The 17679-nt window shown below is 48.6% G+C and carries 17 protein-coding genes and 1 pseudogene; 17 read left to right on the top strand and 1 reads right to left on the bottom strand.

Going from position 1 to position 17679, the window contains the following annotated elements; genetic code table 11:
• The 3 genes and pseudogenes from MMG03_RS02015 to MMG03_RS02025 all read left to right on the top strand — a co-directional run.
• On the top strand, nt 1-339 hold a 339-nt coding region (locus MMG03_RS02015), incomplete at its 5' end, for an FISUMP domain-containing protein (protein ID WP_275976868.1).
• A gap of 212 nt (nt 340-551) precedes the next feature.
• Nucleotides 552-860: pseudogene (gene tnpA, locus MMG03_RS02020) on the top strand (IS200/IS605 family transposase); the annotation flags it as partial.
• 287 nt (nt 861-1147) lie between these two features.
• Nucleotides 1148-2989 (top strand): FISUMP domain-containing protein, encoded by a 1842-nt coding sequence (locus MMG03_RS02025; protein ID WP_249505515.1) that lies wholly within the window; start codon nt 1148-1150, stop codon nt 2987-2989.
• Nucleotides 2990-3113: 124 nt separating this feature from the next.
• Here the strand turns inward: MMG03_RS02025 and MMG03_RS02030 are convergent, their stop codons facing one another.
• The gene (locus MMG03_RS02030; RefSeq protein WP_249505516.1) at nt 3114-3881 is read right to left on the bottom strand and encodes an Rpn family recombination-promoting nuclease/putative transposase; all 768 of its coding nucleotides are present in this window, start codon (nt 3879-3881) and stop codon (nt 3114-3116) included.
• 278 nt (nt 3882-4159) lie between these two features.
• Between MMG03_RS02030 and hemL the strand changes: the two genes are divergently transcribed.
• The 14 genes from hemL to MMG03_RS02100 all read left to right on the top strand — a co-directional run bounded on the left by hemL (nt 4160) and on the right by MMG03_RS02100 (nt 17614).
• Nucleotides 4160-5446: a glutamate-1-semialdehyde 2,1-aminomutase gene (gene hemL, locus MMG03_RS02035; RefSeq protein ID WP_249505517.1), complete on the top strand. Its 1287-nt coding sequence runs from the start codon at nt 4160-4162 to the stop codon at nt 5444-5446.
• 105 nt (nt 5447-5551) lie between these two features.
• A complete protein-coding gene (locus MMG03_RS02040) occupies nt 5552-5920 on the top strand; it encodes a hypothetical protein (protein ID WP_249505518.1) in 369 nt (122 codons plus the stop codon).
• Nucleotides 5921-6057: 137 nt separating this feature from the next.
• Nucleotides 6058-7245: a cytosine permease gene (locus tag MMG03_RS02045; RefSeq protein ID WP_073159379.1), complete on the top strand. Its 1188-nt coding sequence runs from the start codon at nt 6058-6060 to the stop codon at nt 7243-7245.
• 85 nt (nt 7246-7330) lie between these two features.
• Complete coding sequence (locus tag MMG03_RS02050) at nt 7331-7681, top strand: hypothetical protein (protein WP_249505519.1); 351 nt, start codon at nt 7331-7333, stop codon at nt 7679-7681.
• 108 nt (nt 7682-7789) lie between these two features.
• Nucleotides 7790-8782, top strand: coding sequence for a putative heme d1 biosynthesis radical SAM protein NirJ2 (gene nirJ2, locus MMG03_RS02055; RefSeq protein WP_073235350.1), 993 nt, complete (start codon nt 7790-7792; stop codon nt 8780-8782).
• A gap of 44 nt (nt 8783-8826) precedes the next feature.
• Nucleotides 8827-9246 (top strand): hypothetical protein, encoded by a 420-nt coding sequence (locus MMG03_RS02060; RefSeq protein ID WP_073159373.1) that lies wholly within the window; start codon nt 8827-8829, stop codon nt 9244-9246.
• A gap of 18 nt (nt 9247-9264) precedes the next feature.
• Entirely contained in the window at nt 9265-9777 is a 513-nt protein-coding gene (gene tadA, locus MMG03_RS02065) for a tRNA adenosine(34) deaminase TadA (RefSeq protein WP_249505520.1), read from the top strand.
• Between the two features lie 24 nt (nt 9778-9801).
• Nucleotides 9802-10632 carry a hypothetical protein gene (locus MMG03_RS02070; protein WP_073159371.1) on the top strand — a complete coding sequence of 277 codons (831 nt, stop codon included), beginning with the start codon at nt 9802-9804 and terminating at the stop codon, nt 10630-10632.
• On the top strand, nt 10629-11363 hold the full coding sequence (locus MMG03_RS02075; protein WP_249269270.1) for a hypothetical protein: 735 nt from the start codon (nt 10629-10631) through the stop codon (nt 11361-11363). The genes MMG03_RS02070 and MMG03_RS02075 overlap by 4 nt, the downstream gene beginning before the upstream one ends.
• A 48-nt stretch (nt 11364-11411) precedes the next feature.
• Nucleotides 11412-12287 (top strand): hypothetical protein, encoded by an 876-nt coding sequence (locus MMG03_RS02080; protein WP_249269269.1) that lies wholly within the window; start codon nt 11412-11414, stop codon nt 12285-12287.
• A 17-nt stretch (nt 12288-12304) separates the two neighbouring features.
• Nucleotides 12305-14197, top strand: coding sequence for a fimbrial protein (locus MMG03_RS02085; protein ID WP_249505521.1), 1893 nt, complete (start codon nt 12305-12307; stop codon nt 14195-14197).
• A gap of 3 nt (nt 14198-14200) precedes the next feature.
• Nucleotides 14201-14839, top strand: a complete 639-nt coding sequence (locus tag MMG03_RS02090) for an OmpA family protein (protein WP_073159365.1) — start codon at nt 14201-14203, stop codon at nt 14837-14839.
• A gap of 22 nt (nt 14840-14861) precedes the next feature.
• Nucleotides 14862-15518 (top strand): hypothetical protein, encoded by a 657-nt coding sequence (locus MMG03_RS02095; RefSeq protein ID WP_088665683.1) that lies wholly within the window; start codon nt 14862-14864, stop codon nt 15516-15518.
• Between the two features lie 26 nt (nt 15519-15544).
• Nucleotides 15545-17614 (top strand): hypothetical protein, encoded by a 2070-nt coding sequence (locus MMG03_RS02100; protein ID WP_249505522.1) that lies wholly within the window; start codon nt 15545-15547, stop codon nt 17612-17614.
• Nucleotides 17615-17679: the final 65 nt, after the last annotated feature.

Below are 17679 nucleotides of genomic sequence, written 5' to 3' on the forward strand. Positions count from 1 at the left end.
TGCCCCGAAGGTTGGCACCTGCCTAACGATGACGAGTGGAATACTTTGTGGACCGCCGTCGGTGGAACCAGCACCGCCGGTTTAAAGCTGAAATCTACTAGCGGTTGGTCTGGTGGTGGCAACGGCTCCGATTCCTTTGGCTTCGCTGTTTTGCCGGCGGGCAGCCGCAACTACGGTGGCAATTTCAGCTACGGGGGCAACTTCGCATACTTCTGGAGTTCTACAGAGTACGATAGTAGCTACGCGTACGATTGGTACTTCTACTACGGCTACGGCAGCGTGAACCATAACGACTACGATAAGACCTTCGGGTTTTCCGTTCGCTGTCTTCGGGACTAAAGCGATGGTGAGTGATGCATAGGCAAGCTTGCTTGCCTATATATCCGAACCTGAGCGTAGGCGCTTTAGCGCCCTTTTTGTATAAAATGAAAACCCCCAGCTATGCTGGGGTGTTCAAGTAAAGCCTTCTGGCGATCATGAAAAAAGAAATCCTTTGGCTAAATTGATGGTGCGGTCTGCCAACTGCATCACAATAAAACCAAAGGATTAATATGAATAATAGAAATACAACTGCACATACAACGTGGAATTGCAAATATCACATTGTGTTTGCCCCAAAATTTAGAAGGAAGGTTTTCTACGGGGAACGCAGACTTGAGATAGGAAAGATTCTGAGAAGATTGTGCGAATGGAAGGATATTGAGATTGTTGAAGCCGAAGTCTGCGTTGATCATGTACACATGTTGCTTTCGATTCCCCCGAAATACTCGCCATCATCAATCATCGGATACCTGAAGGGCAAAAGCAGTTTGATGATCAATGAGAAATATCCTGAATTACAGAAAAAATATCGAAGCCGAGTACGGAGAACAGTTAGTCCTATTCGGAAAGAAATAACCCGTTTACGGGTAGCCGGGTAAGGACCATCGCAGGTGGCAGACTGCGTACGCGTGTTAGCGCGTGCCGTAACATAGGGCTTTGCCCGTCTATGAAGAACCACCGGCTTTTTTTGCCGGTGGGTTCCTTTTTTATGCAGGAAATAATAAATAAAAAATTTTTTTTGTCTGAAAAAAATAAACTTACTTTTTGTAGACAAAATCATTTTTTTTTCTTACATTTACCGCGTCTTTTTTTAAAAGGAGTGAGTATGAGTGCTCAGTTTAGTAAATATGCAGTAGTTGCATCTGCTGTTATTTTGGGATTGTCTGCTTGCGGTGATGAATCTACCGTATCTGACGGAGGATCTAACGTCTCGATTCTTGACGAGAAGCTTGGTGAATGCAGCGAAAGCAACCAGGGCGCAATGGCCTATGTGACTGATTCCGCTGCCCTGTATTTCTGTGCTGATGGGGAATGGGTTCCCCTGAAGGGCCAGGATGGCGAAGACGGCAAGGATGGTAAGGACGGCAAGGATGGCAAGAATGGCGCAAGCTGTACTGCCAAGGTCGTTGATGACGGCGTCGAAGTTAGCTGCGATGGCAAAGTCGTAGGCACCATCAAGAATGGTGAAGACGGCAAGAATGGCGAAAACGGCAAGAACGGCGAAGATGGCAAGAACGGCGAAGACGGCAAGAACGGCGAAGACGGCAAGAACGGCGAAGACGGCAAGAAAGGTGACAAGGGTGACAAGGGTGACAAGGGTGATAAGGGCGACAAGGGCGACAATGGCGACAACGGCACCAGCTGTACAGCCGAAATCATTAATGAAGGCATCGAAGTTAGCTGCGATGGCGAAGTCCTAGACACCCTCAGGAACGGCAAGAGCGCCTTCGAACTGGCTGAATCCGAATTGTCCTTGGAAGACTGGCTTGCCAGCCTGAAGGGTGATAAGGGTGACAAGGGCGATAAGGGTGACAAGGGCGACAAGGGCGATAAGGGCGAAGATGGCCTTTCCTGCTCTGCATCGCAGATCGAAAATAATGATGGCACGAAGACGACGACCATCACTTGCGAAACCGCCGAAGGCGAATCTGCCGAATATGTGGTGAATGACGGTAAGGATGGTACCAGCTGCAGCATCAGTGACAAAGGCAATGGTGTCGTGAAACTTATCTGCGGTGACAATTCCGTCAATCTCAAAGAGCCCTTGTGCGGAAGCACTCCCTATGATCCGGAAGAATGGATTTGCCTTGACGACGATGAACTTCTTCAAAATACTGCCTCCAGCACAGCAACCTCCAGCGCTGCACCAGCCTACTCCAGCGCGGCCGCTCCGATAATCTCCAGCGCATCCTATTCTAGCGAAGCCGCTCCGAGCTCTAGCGCATCTGTTCCGAGCTCCAGCGCTGCACCTGCCTACTCCAGCGCGGTCGCTCCGATAATCTCCAGCGCATCCTATTCTAGCGAAGCTGCTCCGAGCTCTAGCGCATCTGTTCCGAGCTCCAGCGCTGTACCGGAAGTATTTGAATACAGCTCCAGCGCGGCCGCTCCGATAACCTCCAGTGCAGCCCCCTCCTGTGAAGAGACTGTTAAGGGTACCTATATCGATACTCGCGATGAGCATGAGTACAAGACAGTGACCATCGGTGATCGGACATGGTTTGCTGAAAACATTCAATATGGTGCTTCTGACGTCAAGACAAAAGAACATACTAGCGGTGGACAACTGCTTTATTACGGTGTAATTGGTGTTTGCCCTGAGGGTTGGCGTTTGCCGTCGAAGGCTGATTTTGAGGATCTAATCGCTCGTGCCACATGTGGGGGAACCGGCGATCCGTCCGAAGTTTTGAGATCCACGACATGGGGCGGAACTGATGAACTGGGATTCAGTGTCGTTCCCGCAGGTAATTGTGGAACGACCGATTGTTGGAATTCTGACAAGTATACGGCATTCTGGACGACTGATGCTGATCCGGTGGAATTAAGAACGTATACCACCTTGTCTTTTGACTATGCTAATGATGACCCTGATACAGAAAAAATGTTTTTGGGTAAAACTAAGACAGATTTTGGAATATCCATCCGTTGCGTAAAGGATAAAGAAGAATAACTGTTTAATTCTCAAAAGCCCGCTGGTTTTAGTGCCGGCGGGCTTTTTTTACTACTGGTTTCAAAAAAACTCACCCGCAGTATATAACCGCGGGTGAGATTTTTTTCTGAAAGAAATCTGAATCTTAGGGCTTTGGGATTGCAAGCTTCCTGATCTGTTCTTCGGTCAGACCGGAATAGGCTACAATCTTTTCCATAGGCTCGTTTTGATTAAGCATCCTGCGGGCGGCTTTCTTGGCAGCCTCTTCTTCTTCCCTGAGAACGTCGCCGACAGTCTTGTAATTGGGACGAACGAAATCCATCTTGAATGCCTCCATAAAGTTGGCTCTTAACCATCCTTTCAAATATACATCCATCTGGTACAGTAAGTCAAGGGCTTCCGATTTGGGCAGTTCCTTGTGGATTCGGTCCAGTACTTTAGAGAATGTCTCCCGAGAATTGTCTGGATTCCAGATGTACTTCATGGCGCAGATGAAGGCTGCAAGGCGCGCCCCGAATCCGTTCAGAGATTCGTCAGAAACCTCCTTCACGTTCAGCAGGATGCACTTGAAGGGGTGCAGATACCTCTGGAGTTCCTTGGGGTACGCCTGCAGCTTTTTAAGCGGGTCCCAGTTGTCCTTGCCATTGTAGAGGATGATTGCCACGGAGGGAATCACCTTTTCCGCATTGGCCTTCAGCTGGTTTTCCATCAGATAGTAGTGGTACTTGCGGAGCTGATCCATGACGCCATCGTCGCTGGAGGATTTGTGCTCCACCAGGAAGCCGACGCAGACCTGAACCGGTTTGGCCTTGCCCGTCAGAAATTCCTGACGAACTTCGGCGATAAATACCAAGTCCGCATAACCAGTCTTTTCTGTGTTACTGTAATCGCCGGGAACCTGCCCTCGGGTCACCTCCTGAATTCAAGGGTGACCTCGGTTTAGATTGTTGTAAAGAAGGTGCCAATCCAAACTGCGGAAAATGCAGGTTAAAGGTTGAAGCTATGTAAAAAAAATCTGCATTCGCAGATGAATACGATATATGAAAAAATCTGCACTCGCAGATAGACGGAATATATGAAACTTAGAACAAACTGTCAAGCGAGATGCTGCAGAAAAATCATGAAGTTTTTTGATGCACAACTGTAAAATCTTGGGGAAGCTTAAAGTTCATAATTCCTATATTGTATCCTATGAATCATTCAATTAGTGAAAAACTGTTTGCTGAAGCAAAGTCCCTGATGCCGGGTGGTGTCAATAGTCCTGTTCGAGCCTTTGGAAACGTGGGGGCAACTCCTCCCTTTATCGCTCGTGCCAAGGGTAGCCATATCTATGATGTCGATGGAAACGACTATGTGGACTATGTGGGTTCCTGGGGCCCCATGATGTTGGGCCACGCTCACGATGCCGTTATCAAGGCTGTTGCCGAAACGGCTCAGAATGGCCTTAGTTTTGGCGCACCCTGCGGTCTGGAATCTGAACTTGCAAAATTGGTGATGCAGTTGGTTCCCAGCATCGAGATGATTCGTATGGTGAACTCCGGTACCGAAGCTACCATGAGTGCCATCCGTGCTGCCCGTGGCTTTACCGGGCGCGATAAGATTATCAAGTTTGAAGGTTGCTATCATGGTCACAGCGATAGCCTGCTGATCAAGGCCGGCTCCGGCATGCTGACTACGGGCAAGCCCAGCAGTAAGGGTGTTCCCGCAGACCTTGCCAAGTATACTTTGACGCTCCAGTACAATGATGTGGCTCAGGTTCGCGAAACTTTCAACGCCATCGGTGATGAAATCGCAGGCGTTATCGTGGAACCGGTGGCTGGCAACATGGGCGTTGTTCCTGCGACTCAGGAATTCCTCCAGGCTCTTTCCGAAGAAACCAAGAAGCATGGCTCCATCCTGATTTTCGATGAAGTGATGACCGGCTTCCGTGTGGGTGTTCATTGCGCCCAGGGCCTTTACGGCATTAAGCCGGATCTGACCACCTTCGGTAAGATCATTGGCGGTGGCATGCCGGTGGGCGCTTATGGCGGCCGCCTGGATGTGATGCAGCAGATTGCTCCCTTGGGCGGAATCTATCAGGCTGGCACCTTGTCCGGCAATCCGGTGGCCATGGCTGCGGGCCTTGCTACCATGGGCGAACTGAGCCGCAATCCGGAACATTACACTCGTGCGGAACGATCCACGACGAACTTGTTAAAAGGCCTCAAGGCTGCTGCCCAGGAAGCGGGTCTCCCTATGACCACAAACCAGGTGGGCTCTATGGGCTGCGTCTTCTTCACTGATGGTCCTGTAAATTGCTTTGCCGATGTTCAGAAGTCTGACTTGGAACTTTTCCGCAAGTATTTCCTGGGAATGTTGGATGAAGGCATTTACTTGGCCCCCAGCCAGTTCGAAGCCATTTTCGTCAGCTCTGCCCACACTGATGCCGACATCGAAAAGACTATCGAAGCTGCCCGCAAGGTCCTAAAAGCACTTTAGCTTAGGTTTAAATCACTTTTTTTGAAAAAAGACTGCTTTTTGAACTATTAAGAACTAAATGTGTTGTATTTATAACATAATTTTATGATTAATAGGAGATTAAAAATGAAAAAGATTGCTCTCGCACTTGCTGCTATGGGTTTGGCAGCCATGTTTACTGCTTGCGGTGATGACTCTTCCTCTAGCGGTGGTAAGATTATATCTTGCGATATGAAGACTGAACGCGTTTTTATGGGTGAAACCCTTACTTCGCATTCCTGTGCTGAAATTTCTTCCAATGCTGATGCTGCTGATGAGTTGGAAAAAAGCTGTGTAGGTGCACCGGATTTCGGAATTACAGCTACTAAGGGTTCTGGCTGCGCCGGTGGCGAAAAGAAGAAGTGCGATTCTCCTGACGGAAGTGGTGCTGTGTACTTCTACGACGCTGATGCCGCCGACTCCAGTTGTGATAACCTCTTGGGCGGTGAAGACTAATAATTAGTCTTTCTAAATCAAGTTTCACATATAAAGGTTTCCTGATGTCAGGAAGCCTTTTTTGCTTTTAGAGTAATAAAACTAGACTTTTATTTCTATCTTGTTCCCCAAAATTTGAAAAACTCCTAGGAACTTATATGGAAAAGAAGACGAGTATTTTTACCAACGGAATCATTTGGTTTGGTGTAGCCATCTCCGTTTCTGAAATTGAATGTGGTATCGAGATTGGGGCTTCCAATACCCCCGATGGTTTGTGGCTCCCGCTGATTCTTGGTCATGTCTTGGGCGGTATCATGCTGTACTTTGTGGGACTTATCGGTGCCAGGGTCCGCTTGAACGCCATGGAGACTACGGCTTCCACTTTTGGTAAGTACGGTTCCAAGTTTTTTGCCTCGTTGAACTTGCTGCAGCTTATTGGCTGGATTGCAGTTCTGAATGCCCAGGGTGCCATGGCTTTGGCGGGTTTGAACTTGCCGGTTTCATTCCCGTTGACTTGCATTATCTTGGCTGTGCTTATTGCGGCCTGGGTTTTTGTGGGGCTTCGCCGTACCCAGAAGATCACCACGGTGGTCATGGGCTTGCTGGCCGTTCTTTTGGTGGTGCTTACCGCGAAGTTCTTTGGCCTGGGTGGTGCCGCGGCTACGGTAGCTTCCAGTGGAGCAGCCTCTAGTCTTCCTACCTTCAATTTCTGGACGGTCTTTGAGATCTCCATTGCCATGCCCCTTTCCTGGCTGCCGGTAATTTCTGACTATACCAAGGACGTGGCTCGCCCCAGGGCGGCAACTGCGGTTTCTGCCATTGCCTATTCTGCCGCCAGCTTCTGGATGTACTTTATTGGCCTGCAGATTGCTGGTCTTGGTGTAGGGACCAACATCGCCCAGGCAATTCTTTTGGCTGGCATCGGTATCCCAGGCATTCTGATTGTCGCCCTTTCTACGGTGACGACCAACTTTTTGGCCGCCAACTCTGCAGGTGAATCGGCCAAGGCCATTGTGGGTAGGCTGAATCCCAAGGTTACGGGAGTCGTGGTTTGCGCCCTCAGTACGGTTCTTGCTATTTGGGGAATCGTGGACCACTACATTCATTTCTTGTATCTGATCGCTTCTGTATTTGCGCCCATGGCGGCTGTTCTTCTGGTTTCGTTCTTCTTTGTGAAGGAACATCTCGAAAGAAAGTGTTTCTGGATCTGGAATTTGTTTGCCTGGCTGGTGGGTTTTGCATCTTACCAGGTGGCTGTAAATACTGGCTTTGATGCTGTTGGTCCCACTTTGCTTGCGGTTGCAATTTCTGCAGCACTGACATTTGCTGCAAAAATCAAGAAGTAGTTTTTTCTATATTTTTATCGATGATGAAAAAATATTTCATTGTTATATTTTAGGAAAGAAAATTTCAAAATCTTTAGGAGAATAAATGAAAAAGTTCTTTATGATTCTTGCTTCTCTGGGTCTTGCCGCCACTATCTCCGCTTGCGGTGATGATTCTTCTTCGTCTCCGTCTGCATCTAACGGTGGGGACAATGGTGGAAACAATGGCGGAAGCAAGTCCGGCAAGGCTTGCCTCAATACATTCAATGATGGTGAAATCCGTTGTTTTACTCACGAGTCTGTAGAGTTCCTTTGCGGTGGCTCCAGTTCGGACTTGAAGTCTTCGGTTTTGGTGGACGCTTGTCCCGAAGGTTATACCATGGAGTGCCCGAATGATGTGGGTGAAGGCGCTACCTACTTTTATCGGGAAGGCATGACGGACTGCCATAAGTTCTAATCAGACATTGTTTGTAATTGATAACCAAGTTATTAACTGATATGGAAATGGAAATCCAAACTGAGGATTTCCATTTTTTATATTTAGCCAAGTAAAAAGAGGATAATCATGATCGTTTCTTGGATGACCACCAATAAGTGTAACTTGACCTGTAAGCATTGCTACCAGAACGCTGGTGGTACCAGGGATCGAGAACTGACAACGGCCGAAGGCCACAAGCTCATTGATGAAATCACCAAGGCCGGTTTCAAGATCATGATTTTCAGCGGTGGCGAACCCATGACCCGCCCGGACATTTTGGAACTGGTGGAACATGCTTCCAGGAATGGTCTCCGTCCGGTGTTCGGTACTAACGGTACCATGATTACCGCCGAATTGGCCCAGGGACTTAAGAAGGCCGGAGCCATGGCCATGGGCATTAGCATTGACAGTATCGATCCCAAGCGTCATAATGATTTCCGTGGCTTGGACAACGCTTTTGAACTGACCATGGCTGGTATCGAAAACTGCAAGGCCGCAGGTCTCCCGTTCCAGATTCATACCACCATTATGGATTGGAACCAGGGGGAAATCCTGGAAATTATGGATTGGGTCAAGAGCATCGGTGCTGTAAACCATCAGATTTTCTTTTTAGTGCCGGTGGGACGTGGCAAGGAAATTGCGGATCATGCACTTCATGTAGCGGAGTACGAAAAGTTGCTCCGCAGCATTATGGAAAAGAGCCGCACTCTGGGTATTCCTGTAAAGCCTACTTGTGCGCCTCAGTTCCTGCGCATTGCTGACCAGTTGGGCATCAAGACTCGCTACACCCGCGGTTGCCTTGCCGGGCTGGATTATTGCATTGTAAATCCGGTGGGCCTCGTTCGCCCTTGTGCTTACATGCTTGAAGACGCAGGCGATGTTCACGATACGCCCTTTGACGAAATCTGGGCCAATGCGGAAGTTTTCAAGAAACTGCGTACCAAGGCTTACGAAGGGGCTTGCGGCAAGTGCAAGTTCAATGACCGTTGCGGAGGCTGTCGCGCCCGTGCCGCCTACTATCACGATGGCGACTATATGCAGGAAGATAACAACTGCGCCTATGGAAGAGGCTTGAAGTAGACTGAAATATTCGGGATCACGTTTGGGTATAAGATGAGGTGTTTATGTCAGACGTAAAAGAAAGTGAAATTTCGGAACTTCGTGAAAAGGATCGTGAGCACGATGCTCGCCTTGATTCCCTGAGCTCACAGAATCAGAGTCAGGAATTCAAGTTGAAGTCTCAGGTGGCCAAGGATCGCGAACATGATTTTCGCCTTGATTCCATTACCAACAAGAATGATGCACAGGATCAGGAACTCCATCGTCAGGCCATCAAGGACGAAGAACACGATAATCGTTTCGAGGGTCTTGAATCCCGTTGTGCCGCCCTGGAAAAGCAGGTGAGGTTCTTGATCAAGTTGCTTCCCGAAAATATTCGACCCGATGCAGAGCTGCCTAAGGAGCCGAAGTCTCCGATTTCAATTGTCTCTTTATCGTTAGCTGTTCTTGCCCTGATTATCTCCATTATTTCTTTGTTTGTATAATTCCTTTTTAGTTTGTTTATGGCCGATTCCCTAGAAAACCAGAATGCTGAAGACGAACGCTTTATGCGTATGGCCTTGCGTGAGGCCGAAAAGGCTTTTGATGAACGTGAAATTCCCATTGGCTGCGTTATCGTAAAGGACGGTGTGGTCATAGGGAAGGGGCATAATCAGATCGAGATGCTGAAGGATGCCACGGCCCATGCCGAAATTCTGACTATCGGTACGGCGGCCAATGCGCTGGATAACTGGCGTTTGGATGGTTGCACTCTCTATGTGACTTTGGAACCGTGTCCCATGTGTGCCGGCGCCATTTTGAACAGCCGTGTCGGTCGCGTTGTGTATGGTTCCCCGGATACCTGTTTCGGTGGCTGCGGCACGACCATTGACGTGATTGCCAATAATGCCCTGAAAAGGGTGGTTCCCGTGACGGGCGGGGTTTTGGCAGGGGAATGTTTGGGGCTGTTAAAGCTGTTCTTTCAGCGGATGCGCCTTGAAAAGGGTGACTCTGGCGCCAAACCGCCTGTGTCGTAATTTGAAAAAAATTAAATTTTACTTATGAATTTCTTTAAGCTTTTCGCCAGCTCTGCTGCGCTCATGTTTTTGTGTTCCTGTGACGGTAACGAATTTACTTTGGCTTTTAATACCCAGAACGTTCCGCCCCAGACTTATTACCTGGAATCTTCCCTGAATGCCATTTTGCCGATGGATACGGTGACTGGCACTCCCGAGGCCATGAATACACATCTGGTGGTCAAGGCTACCAATACTTTGGTGACCGCCTATGATGATGGGGCTGCCAAGTTCCAGATGAAGATTGATTCTGTGGACTACAAGTCCGACAAGCGTTCTGTGGATGAATTCCGCAGCATGGAACGTTATATGTCCACGGAACATTTCCAGTTCAAGATGGCCAAGGACGGCATTGTCAGCAATGCGGTCATCGAAGATTCCGTGATGCTCGGAACCGAAGCCCTGGATTTGATCCGCCTGTTCCTGAAGGTGCAGCCGTTGCTGCCGGGTAAGCCTGTTGCCGTTGGCGAAACCTGGGAACGTCCCATGGATATTCCGGGCAACAACAAGGCCAATACGGTGGTGTACAAGGCATTTACCCTGCAGGACCAGTATGTTCACGACGGCGTGCAGATGGCAAAGATCGGCATGAACCTGAAGTACAAGGAAGTGGCCGACTCTACTGCCGACGTTCGTATGTCCAGCAAGGGCTTTATTGTGGGTTCCGGAACGATTCTGTTTGATATGACCCACGGGGCCATTTCTTCTGTGAACCTGGAACTGACTGGCGACCTGGCAGTAAGCGACCTGGTGGCCGAAAGTGTTATTCCCGAAATGCACGTGATCCAGAAGATCAAGTTGAGGAGTGAATTTTGATTTTGATTCCTAAGCGAGTTGCGGGGGTTATTGCAGCTGCGCTGACTGCTCTTTCTGTGTGCGGTCTTGCCGTGGCTGGTGAGATGCCTTTCCCGCAGATCGAGAACGGCAAGGTTACTCTTGTGGAGGCTGACAGCCCTTACCTTCTGGAACAGGGGGTGGTGTTCTCTGCTAATGATACCTTGATGGTGGAACCGGGTGTTACCGTTTTGATGGGTGAATACGCCAAGCTGATGCTTCGCGGTTCCGTAAAGATTTCCGGTACCGACGAGAAGCCTGTGGTGTTCCGCAGTGCCGACTCTAGCGAAAGCTGGAACGGTCTACATTTTGTTTCTTCTAGCCGTCCTTTCGAAGTGAAGAACCTGGTGGTGGAGAATGCCTTCCGCAATACGGTGTTCCGCTCCAAGGGTATTTTCGAAAGTGTGCAGTTCATTAACAACTACTATGGCCTGTGGATCGACGACGTGCCCGAGGTTTTCCTGGCCCGTTGCGAATTCACCCGCAACCGTTTTGCCCTTTCTGTGCGTGCTGGTCAGGTGATGTCTGCCGAAACCAAGATTTCCAACAATGTTTACGGCCTCTATCTTGAAGCCGGTGGAAAGTTTGACGGTGATAAGAGCTTGATCAATAACAATCTTGAAGCCGATGTCCGCAGCGAAGTGGAAGAAATGGCTGGCAAGGGCAAGCGCGTGAACCGCAGTATTTGGCATCGTATCGAAACGGCTTTCTAGGGAGCATCTGGCGTAGTGCAGGAAAATTTCCGCAGATCAATTCGAAAGATGACGGGCAACAGTGTCCGTCTGACGGTGCGCCCTAACCGTTCCTCCATGGTGGCAACGCTGTCGCAGTCCATGATGGTCACTTGGTCCATCGTGCTGTACGAACATCTTGATGCCATGCTGAACGACCCGTCTGTGAACGTAGGAACGTCGGAATTGATTTCGTATAGCGAAACCGCTTATAAGTTGGCCGATGCCAGCTTCCCTCAGATTATCGCTGATGCAAATAAGCTTTACGATGAATTCCGCACCAAGTGGATGCAGCGTTTTTCTACTGATGAAGTGATGCGACTCCTTTTGGAAGGAGGTGACTTTTTGCATCATGACGAAGAAAAGGGTTGGTATCTGACGGTCAAGAACAGCAAACAGGATATTAATGCCTTCTATTCGGCAACCATCCATTTGCTGGTGAGCGATGCGGAACCTCTGTTTGTGCGTATGCATGGCCGCGTGATGCAACTGCAGGAAAAGTTGTGCAAGTACTGGCATAGCGAATCCGCCGTAGACGCCATGTCCAAGTTGCTGCCCAGTCTAGAAGCTTCCTTGCGCGATAAGGAAAACTCCATGGTGGTTTCGTTGCGCAGTTCCTTGAACGCCCTGGCCAAGAAGCGTTTTGCTGCGGCCTTTGCTACCAAGGGTAATACTCATTACTACAGTTCTGCCGCTTCCTGTGCCCGTAATGTAGGTCGTTACTGGAATCCCCATTACGCATACGAAAATGGCTTCCTGGCCTTTACCGATGATTTTTGTGATTATGCCCGCGGACTTACCATTCAGGTAATCGAGTGGTACCAGAGCAAGTGGGCTATGTTCCTTCGCGGATTCAACCGCGGTCAGATGAATTTGTTTGAAACCCAGGCCTCTTTTAAGGCTTAATGAAATGCAGGTAAAAAATGAAGAGTGCATTTAGTTCCATCTTATTACTCACCATTGTGGGCCTTGTCGTTTTGGTGGCAGGCGCATTGTACTTTGGCGCTCCGCTGTTTGGCTGGGTGATCATGGGCGCAATCTTTGTCGTGTTCGTGATGGAACAGCTTCTGGCTCTTAAGAAGTTGAACTTGATCGAAGCTGAAAACCTGGTGCTAGACGAATGCGAAAGCCGCGGTTCTTACAGTGTGTCTGGCGAAGGCGTTGTGGCTAACCGCATTCAGCTGGCCAACCGCCTGATGACAAAAAGGATTCGTCTGGATTCTCCCATCGCTTTCGAAGTGCTCAACAGCAATGTGGGCATTAACGTTCCCCGTAGCGCTGGCGGTACCGTTATTCTGCTGGGCCTTATGGGAACCTTCTTCGGTTTGATGTATTCCGTGGCCACAGCCGGTGGTGCCATCGACAATTCTACCACCCAGGGAACTTTGGATACTATCCAGCTTTTGTTCCAGGGTATGAAGGGTATTTTCGGTACTAGCCTTTGTGGTTTGTTTGCCGCCTTGATTTTGAATACTAGCCGCTCCCTGTTGCTCAATGCCCGCGATTCCTTTATGGCCCGCCTGGATACCATGACTTTGAATCTTCAGGGCGAAACCGGTGACGAACTGGAACAGAACAAGAATGAACTGGAACGTCTGTTTGACGCTGTGGAAAAGAATCTGGCCAAGGTGACTTCTGCTGTGCAGGATGGCCTGGGTGGTATTGTGGCTAAGGTGGGCGAGGAACTGACCGCCGCCACCACCATGATGAACCAGAATGTTTCTGATTCCGTGGCCAAGGTTTCTGCTAACGTGAATGCCTCTGTAGAAAAGGTTTCTGCAGAAATGTCTGCTTCCGTGAAGACTTTGAATGAATCTCTGGCTTCTGCCATGAGCGGCATGAACGAATCCGTCAAGGATCTGGGTAGCTCTGTTAGCGCTTCTATTTCTACTGCATTTGCTCCCATGGAAAACAGCGTGAAGGCTCTGTCTGCTTCTGTGGAATCTATTCCGTCTAAGCTTGAAGATCAGCTGAACGGCCTTTCTTCTGCACTGGATTCTGGTCTTGGCGATATTGCCAGCGGCGTGAAGGCTGGCCTTAACAGTGTGGCTGACGATGTGAAGTCTGCCCTGAGCGATGTTTCTGGCAGCGTTTATGATGGCCTTTATAAGGTTAGCGAATCTGCCCAGAGTTCTCTGGCCGATACTTCCAACAGCATTGCAGATTCCATTTCTGAACAGGTCAAGCAGTCCAACGAACAGTGGAATGAATTCATGCAGCGCCTGGAAGAACGTACCAATGCCAATGTGGATGCCCAGCGCGATGGTCTTGAAACTCTCAAGAACGTTGCCCTTCAGGTGGCCGAAAAGGCTCAGGCCGGTTCTGCAGAACTTTCCGCTTCTGTTTCCGAAAAGCTGGCTGGCCTCTCCAGCGATATCCTGGGCGCCTTCCAGAAACTTTCCGAAACTTCTGCAACTCTGCTCGAAGCCCAGAAGGCTCTTACCGTCAGCATCGACGAACGCGTTGTCAAGGAAAAGGAAGCAACCGACGCTCTTGGCGGCAACATCGTAGAAACGGCAGAACTCATGCGAGTCAACCAGTCTGAACTGAGCGCCAACCTTGAAATGCTCCGCGCTGGTCTTGAAACCATTCTTGAAAAGCTCAGCGGCGATACTGCAGAACGCGACGAAGAAGAAAACTTCATCGAACATCTGAATCAGTCTCTGGAAGCCTTCCACGAACGTGCCAGCGAAGTGCTTATGGAAAATGCGGTCAAAACTCAGGAAATCCTGTTGGAAGTTCTGGAACAGACTCAGCGTCCGGGCTCTTACTCTGTTGCATCCGCCTCTTCCGAAGAGAACAAGGTCGAGGAATAATCTATGCGTTTCAAGCGAGACGAAAACAGCAATCCCTGGATGGCCTACACGGACTTGGGCGTTGCCCTGGTGTCGTTGTTCATCTTGGCTTTTGTGGCCATGGCGACCCTCAAGGAACAGAAGGCCGAAGACCTTACCCGTACCGAAGAGGAAGTGCTGAGCTGTCAGGAAGAAATGCGCAAGATTGCCGCTGAACGTAACGCCCTTCTTTCCAAGAGTTTGCAGACCTCTATCGAGGCTGGCCTTATTGCCCTGGAAGGGGGTAAGATCCAGATTCAGGCATCCTTCCTTTTCCCGGTGAACGGTGCCGACCTGACCAACGAAGGTGTGGGCGTGATTAAGGGAATCAGCAAGGGCCTTCTTGACGCACTGGATTCTACGGATGTAATCATGGTTAGCGGTTTTACTGATGACATTCCCATCAAATCCAATACTTATACCAACTGGAATCTTTCTACGGAACGTGCAGTGAATGTGGTGAAGACCTTGATTGCCCAGGGATTCCCCCCGGATCGTCTTTTTGCCGCAGGCTTTGGCGAACACCAGCCCAAGTATCCTAACGATACCGAAGAACATCGCCGACTGAACCGCCGCGTAGAAATTGGCGTGACCCCGCTCCAGATGATGGATAAGAAGCAGTAAGGCTTGATACTGAAGGATTTTTATGCAGGACCGTTTGGAATCTTTACGACAGAGTGTAGATGCTATCCGCAAGACCGGAAAGCTGCCGCATTGGCGTATGGTTTATGCCGACAACCTGCTGAATCGTGCCGGTGAGTATATCGCCGTTGACCGTCTGCCCGAAGCAGGCATGGTGGCCGAAAAGCTGGACCGCTGGATTGCGACCCATACGCCCAAGGTGGAGACCGACAACCGATTTGCCGAAAGCCCCTTGCTCATCTGGAATGAATCTCTGCTGTCCCAGATTTCCGAAAGAATCAAGCAGACTCTTTCTTCTAAGCGCCAGTTGATTCCCGCAACGGAACGTGACGCCACCTTGCGCCGCCTGACTCAGGTTGAAGCCTGGATCAAGGCTGGTGAATTCCTGCTGGCTCACGATGAACTGCTGGCCCTCCGTGCCGCCCTGATTTCCCGTTTGCGCCGAAGCTATCGTGCCCGCATCGTGGCCAAGTCCGCCTATCAGGGGAATGTTTCCATTCCTACGGGCAGCCTGGTTGGTCCTTACAATGCCCGTCATACTTTGGAAGAAACCTTCCATGTGGTGGGCGAACGCGACCCCATCTGGGTAGAAGACTTCCTGGAAATCTATAACGACTTGTTCCGTATTGTGGAGCGCCTGGTTCCGCAGGATAAGAAGTAGTCTTCTAAAAAACAAGCTTTATAAAAATGAACCGTGGCTTTGGGGTCACGGTTTCTTTGTATGAATTTATAAAACAGGCGATGTATACAAACTTATTCTATTTTTGTTTCGCGGTATGTAGGATTGTTCAAATAAACTATCTTTGGGCTCCACTAAAGGAGAACATAGAAATGAAACATTCTAATTTTTTAGCCGCAATGCTTGCGGTACTTTTTTTTGTTGCGGAAACTTTAGCTGCGACTTCTGAAAGCAATTCATTTTTCAATAAACTTCCCAAAATCGAAAGAAAGGGACCGGCTGCGTGGGCGAACATAAAGGCAAACCAAGGCAATGGTCCCCAATTTATGCGAAAGCCTTCGCCCCTGGGCTATACTGCCGGAACCAATAAATTTCCGGTGGTTCTGGTGTATGACAATTCCGAGCACCGATCAGACCTCTCGGACTTTGATGACATGCTGAATGAGGTCGGTTATTCCAGGAATAATTATCTTGGTTCTATCCGTGACTATTTTATCGATCAGTCTGTGGGAAAGTTTGTGCCTGAGTTTGATGTGTATACAGCGAAGCTGGACGAGGAATTCAGCTTCTATGTTGGTTTTGGCTTAGATAGCTTGGTTAAAGAAGTCGCCGCCAAGTTGAAGGAAAATGCAGCCTTTAATGCAGCAAAATATGATGCTGATGGTGATGGCGAGGTTGATAACCTTTCTGTTGTTTTTGCAGGAACCTTGGGAAAAGAGGATGAAAAACGCGCACAGTCCTACATGAGCTACCTTGGGAGCGTAGATGCAGGAAATGGAAAGAAGTTCAATACCCACATCATAATTTGGGGCAATGGTGCTGTATTTTCTCCTTTTGTTCATGAGTTTGGCCATGCTTTAGGATTGTATGACCTTTATAGCACAAATGGCGTGGATTTAAATTGGGTAAAAACATGGGGTGTTCAAGCTCCTGGCGTACACGGCTGGGGCGTGATGACTTTGGGAGTCCACAGCGGCAACGGATATGTAGCTCCTGGTTATAATGCTTTTGAAAAGAATTTTTTGGGATGGCTGGATTTTGATACCTTGGATTTGAAGGCCGATGTCATTACCATTGAACCTCTGGAAATTTCTAATAAGGCCTATATGATTCCCGTCCCGAATAATCCCGATGAATGGTTTATTCTTGAAAATCGACAGAAAAATAAGTGGGATTTTATATTGCCCAGTCATGGTTTGCTGATCTGGCATGTTGATTATGATGAATATGTCTGGAATAGCTCTTTAAATGACGATGCGTTCCATCAATACGTAGATTTGGTGGAGGCCGGATCGAAGATGGTTCCCAATTTTAATGACGGCGGGAATCAAGAATATCTTGTCGATGATCCGTTCCCTGGTTCAGAAAACGTGACTGAATTTTATGGCTTTAAATCCTGGTCTGGGCTTGATCTTGGAATCAACCTTTATGGCATTATGGAAGAAAACAAGAATATTTGCTTTACTACTAAGAAGGGTGTAAAGGTGACGACTTGTGATGTGAAAAAAGACGCTTTCAAAATTTATGGTTCCTTGCAGCAGACCGTTGAAGAGGACGCCTCTATTGAACCTATAACCATTAGCGGCGTAAAAAGCTACGTTCGTAATTCCTGGATGATTTATTTCTTGAACATAGACTATAATGAATCAGAAGAAACCTTGACCATTACATCTACCGTCCCGAAATACACAAATCCTGTTGTTTATAAAGAAAGCTTCACGATTAACGGGGAAGTGTATGAAGTTTCCTTGGATGTGAAAAAATCAAATCGTGTGTTGACAAGACCCAGTATTGTTGTAGATGAATTTTCAACCAATGAGGATGTTACAGCCTTGTCGGCAATTACGACGTTTAATGTTGAACTCCGTTTGCAAAACGATTACCTTCAGGTATTCGCTTCGGGGGATTCTCACAAGAATGTCGCTATCTTTGACATGCAGGGAAATAAGGTTTATGGGGCAGATTTCAACGGAACGTCCTATGGCGTAAACCTGGCTTCTTTCAAGAATAAGGTTCTCTTGGTCCGTGTTACGGAAAATGGAATCCTGTTGAAGCAGAACCGCATTACTGTGAAATAATTTAAGATAAATTTCTATCAAAAAAAGGCCGCAATCAAATTGCGGTCTTTTTAATGCTCTGTAGA

This window comes from Fibrobacter sp. HC4 (genome assembly GCF_023373925.1).
Lineage (GTDB): Bacteria > Fibrobacterota > Fibrobacteria > Fibrobacterales > Fibrobacteraceae > Fibrobacter.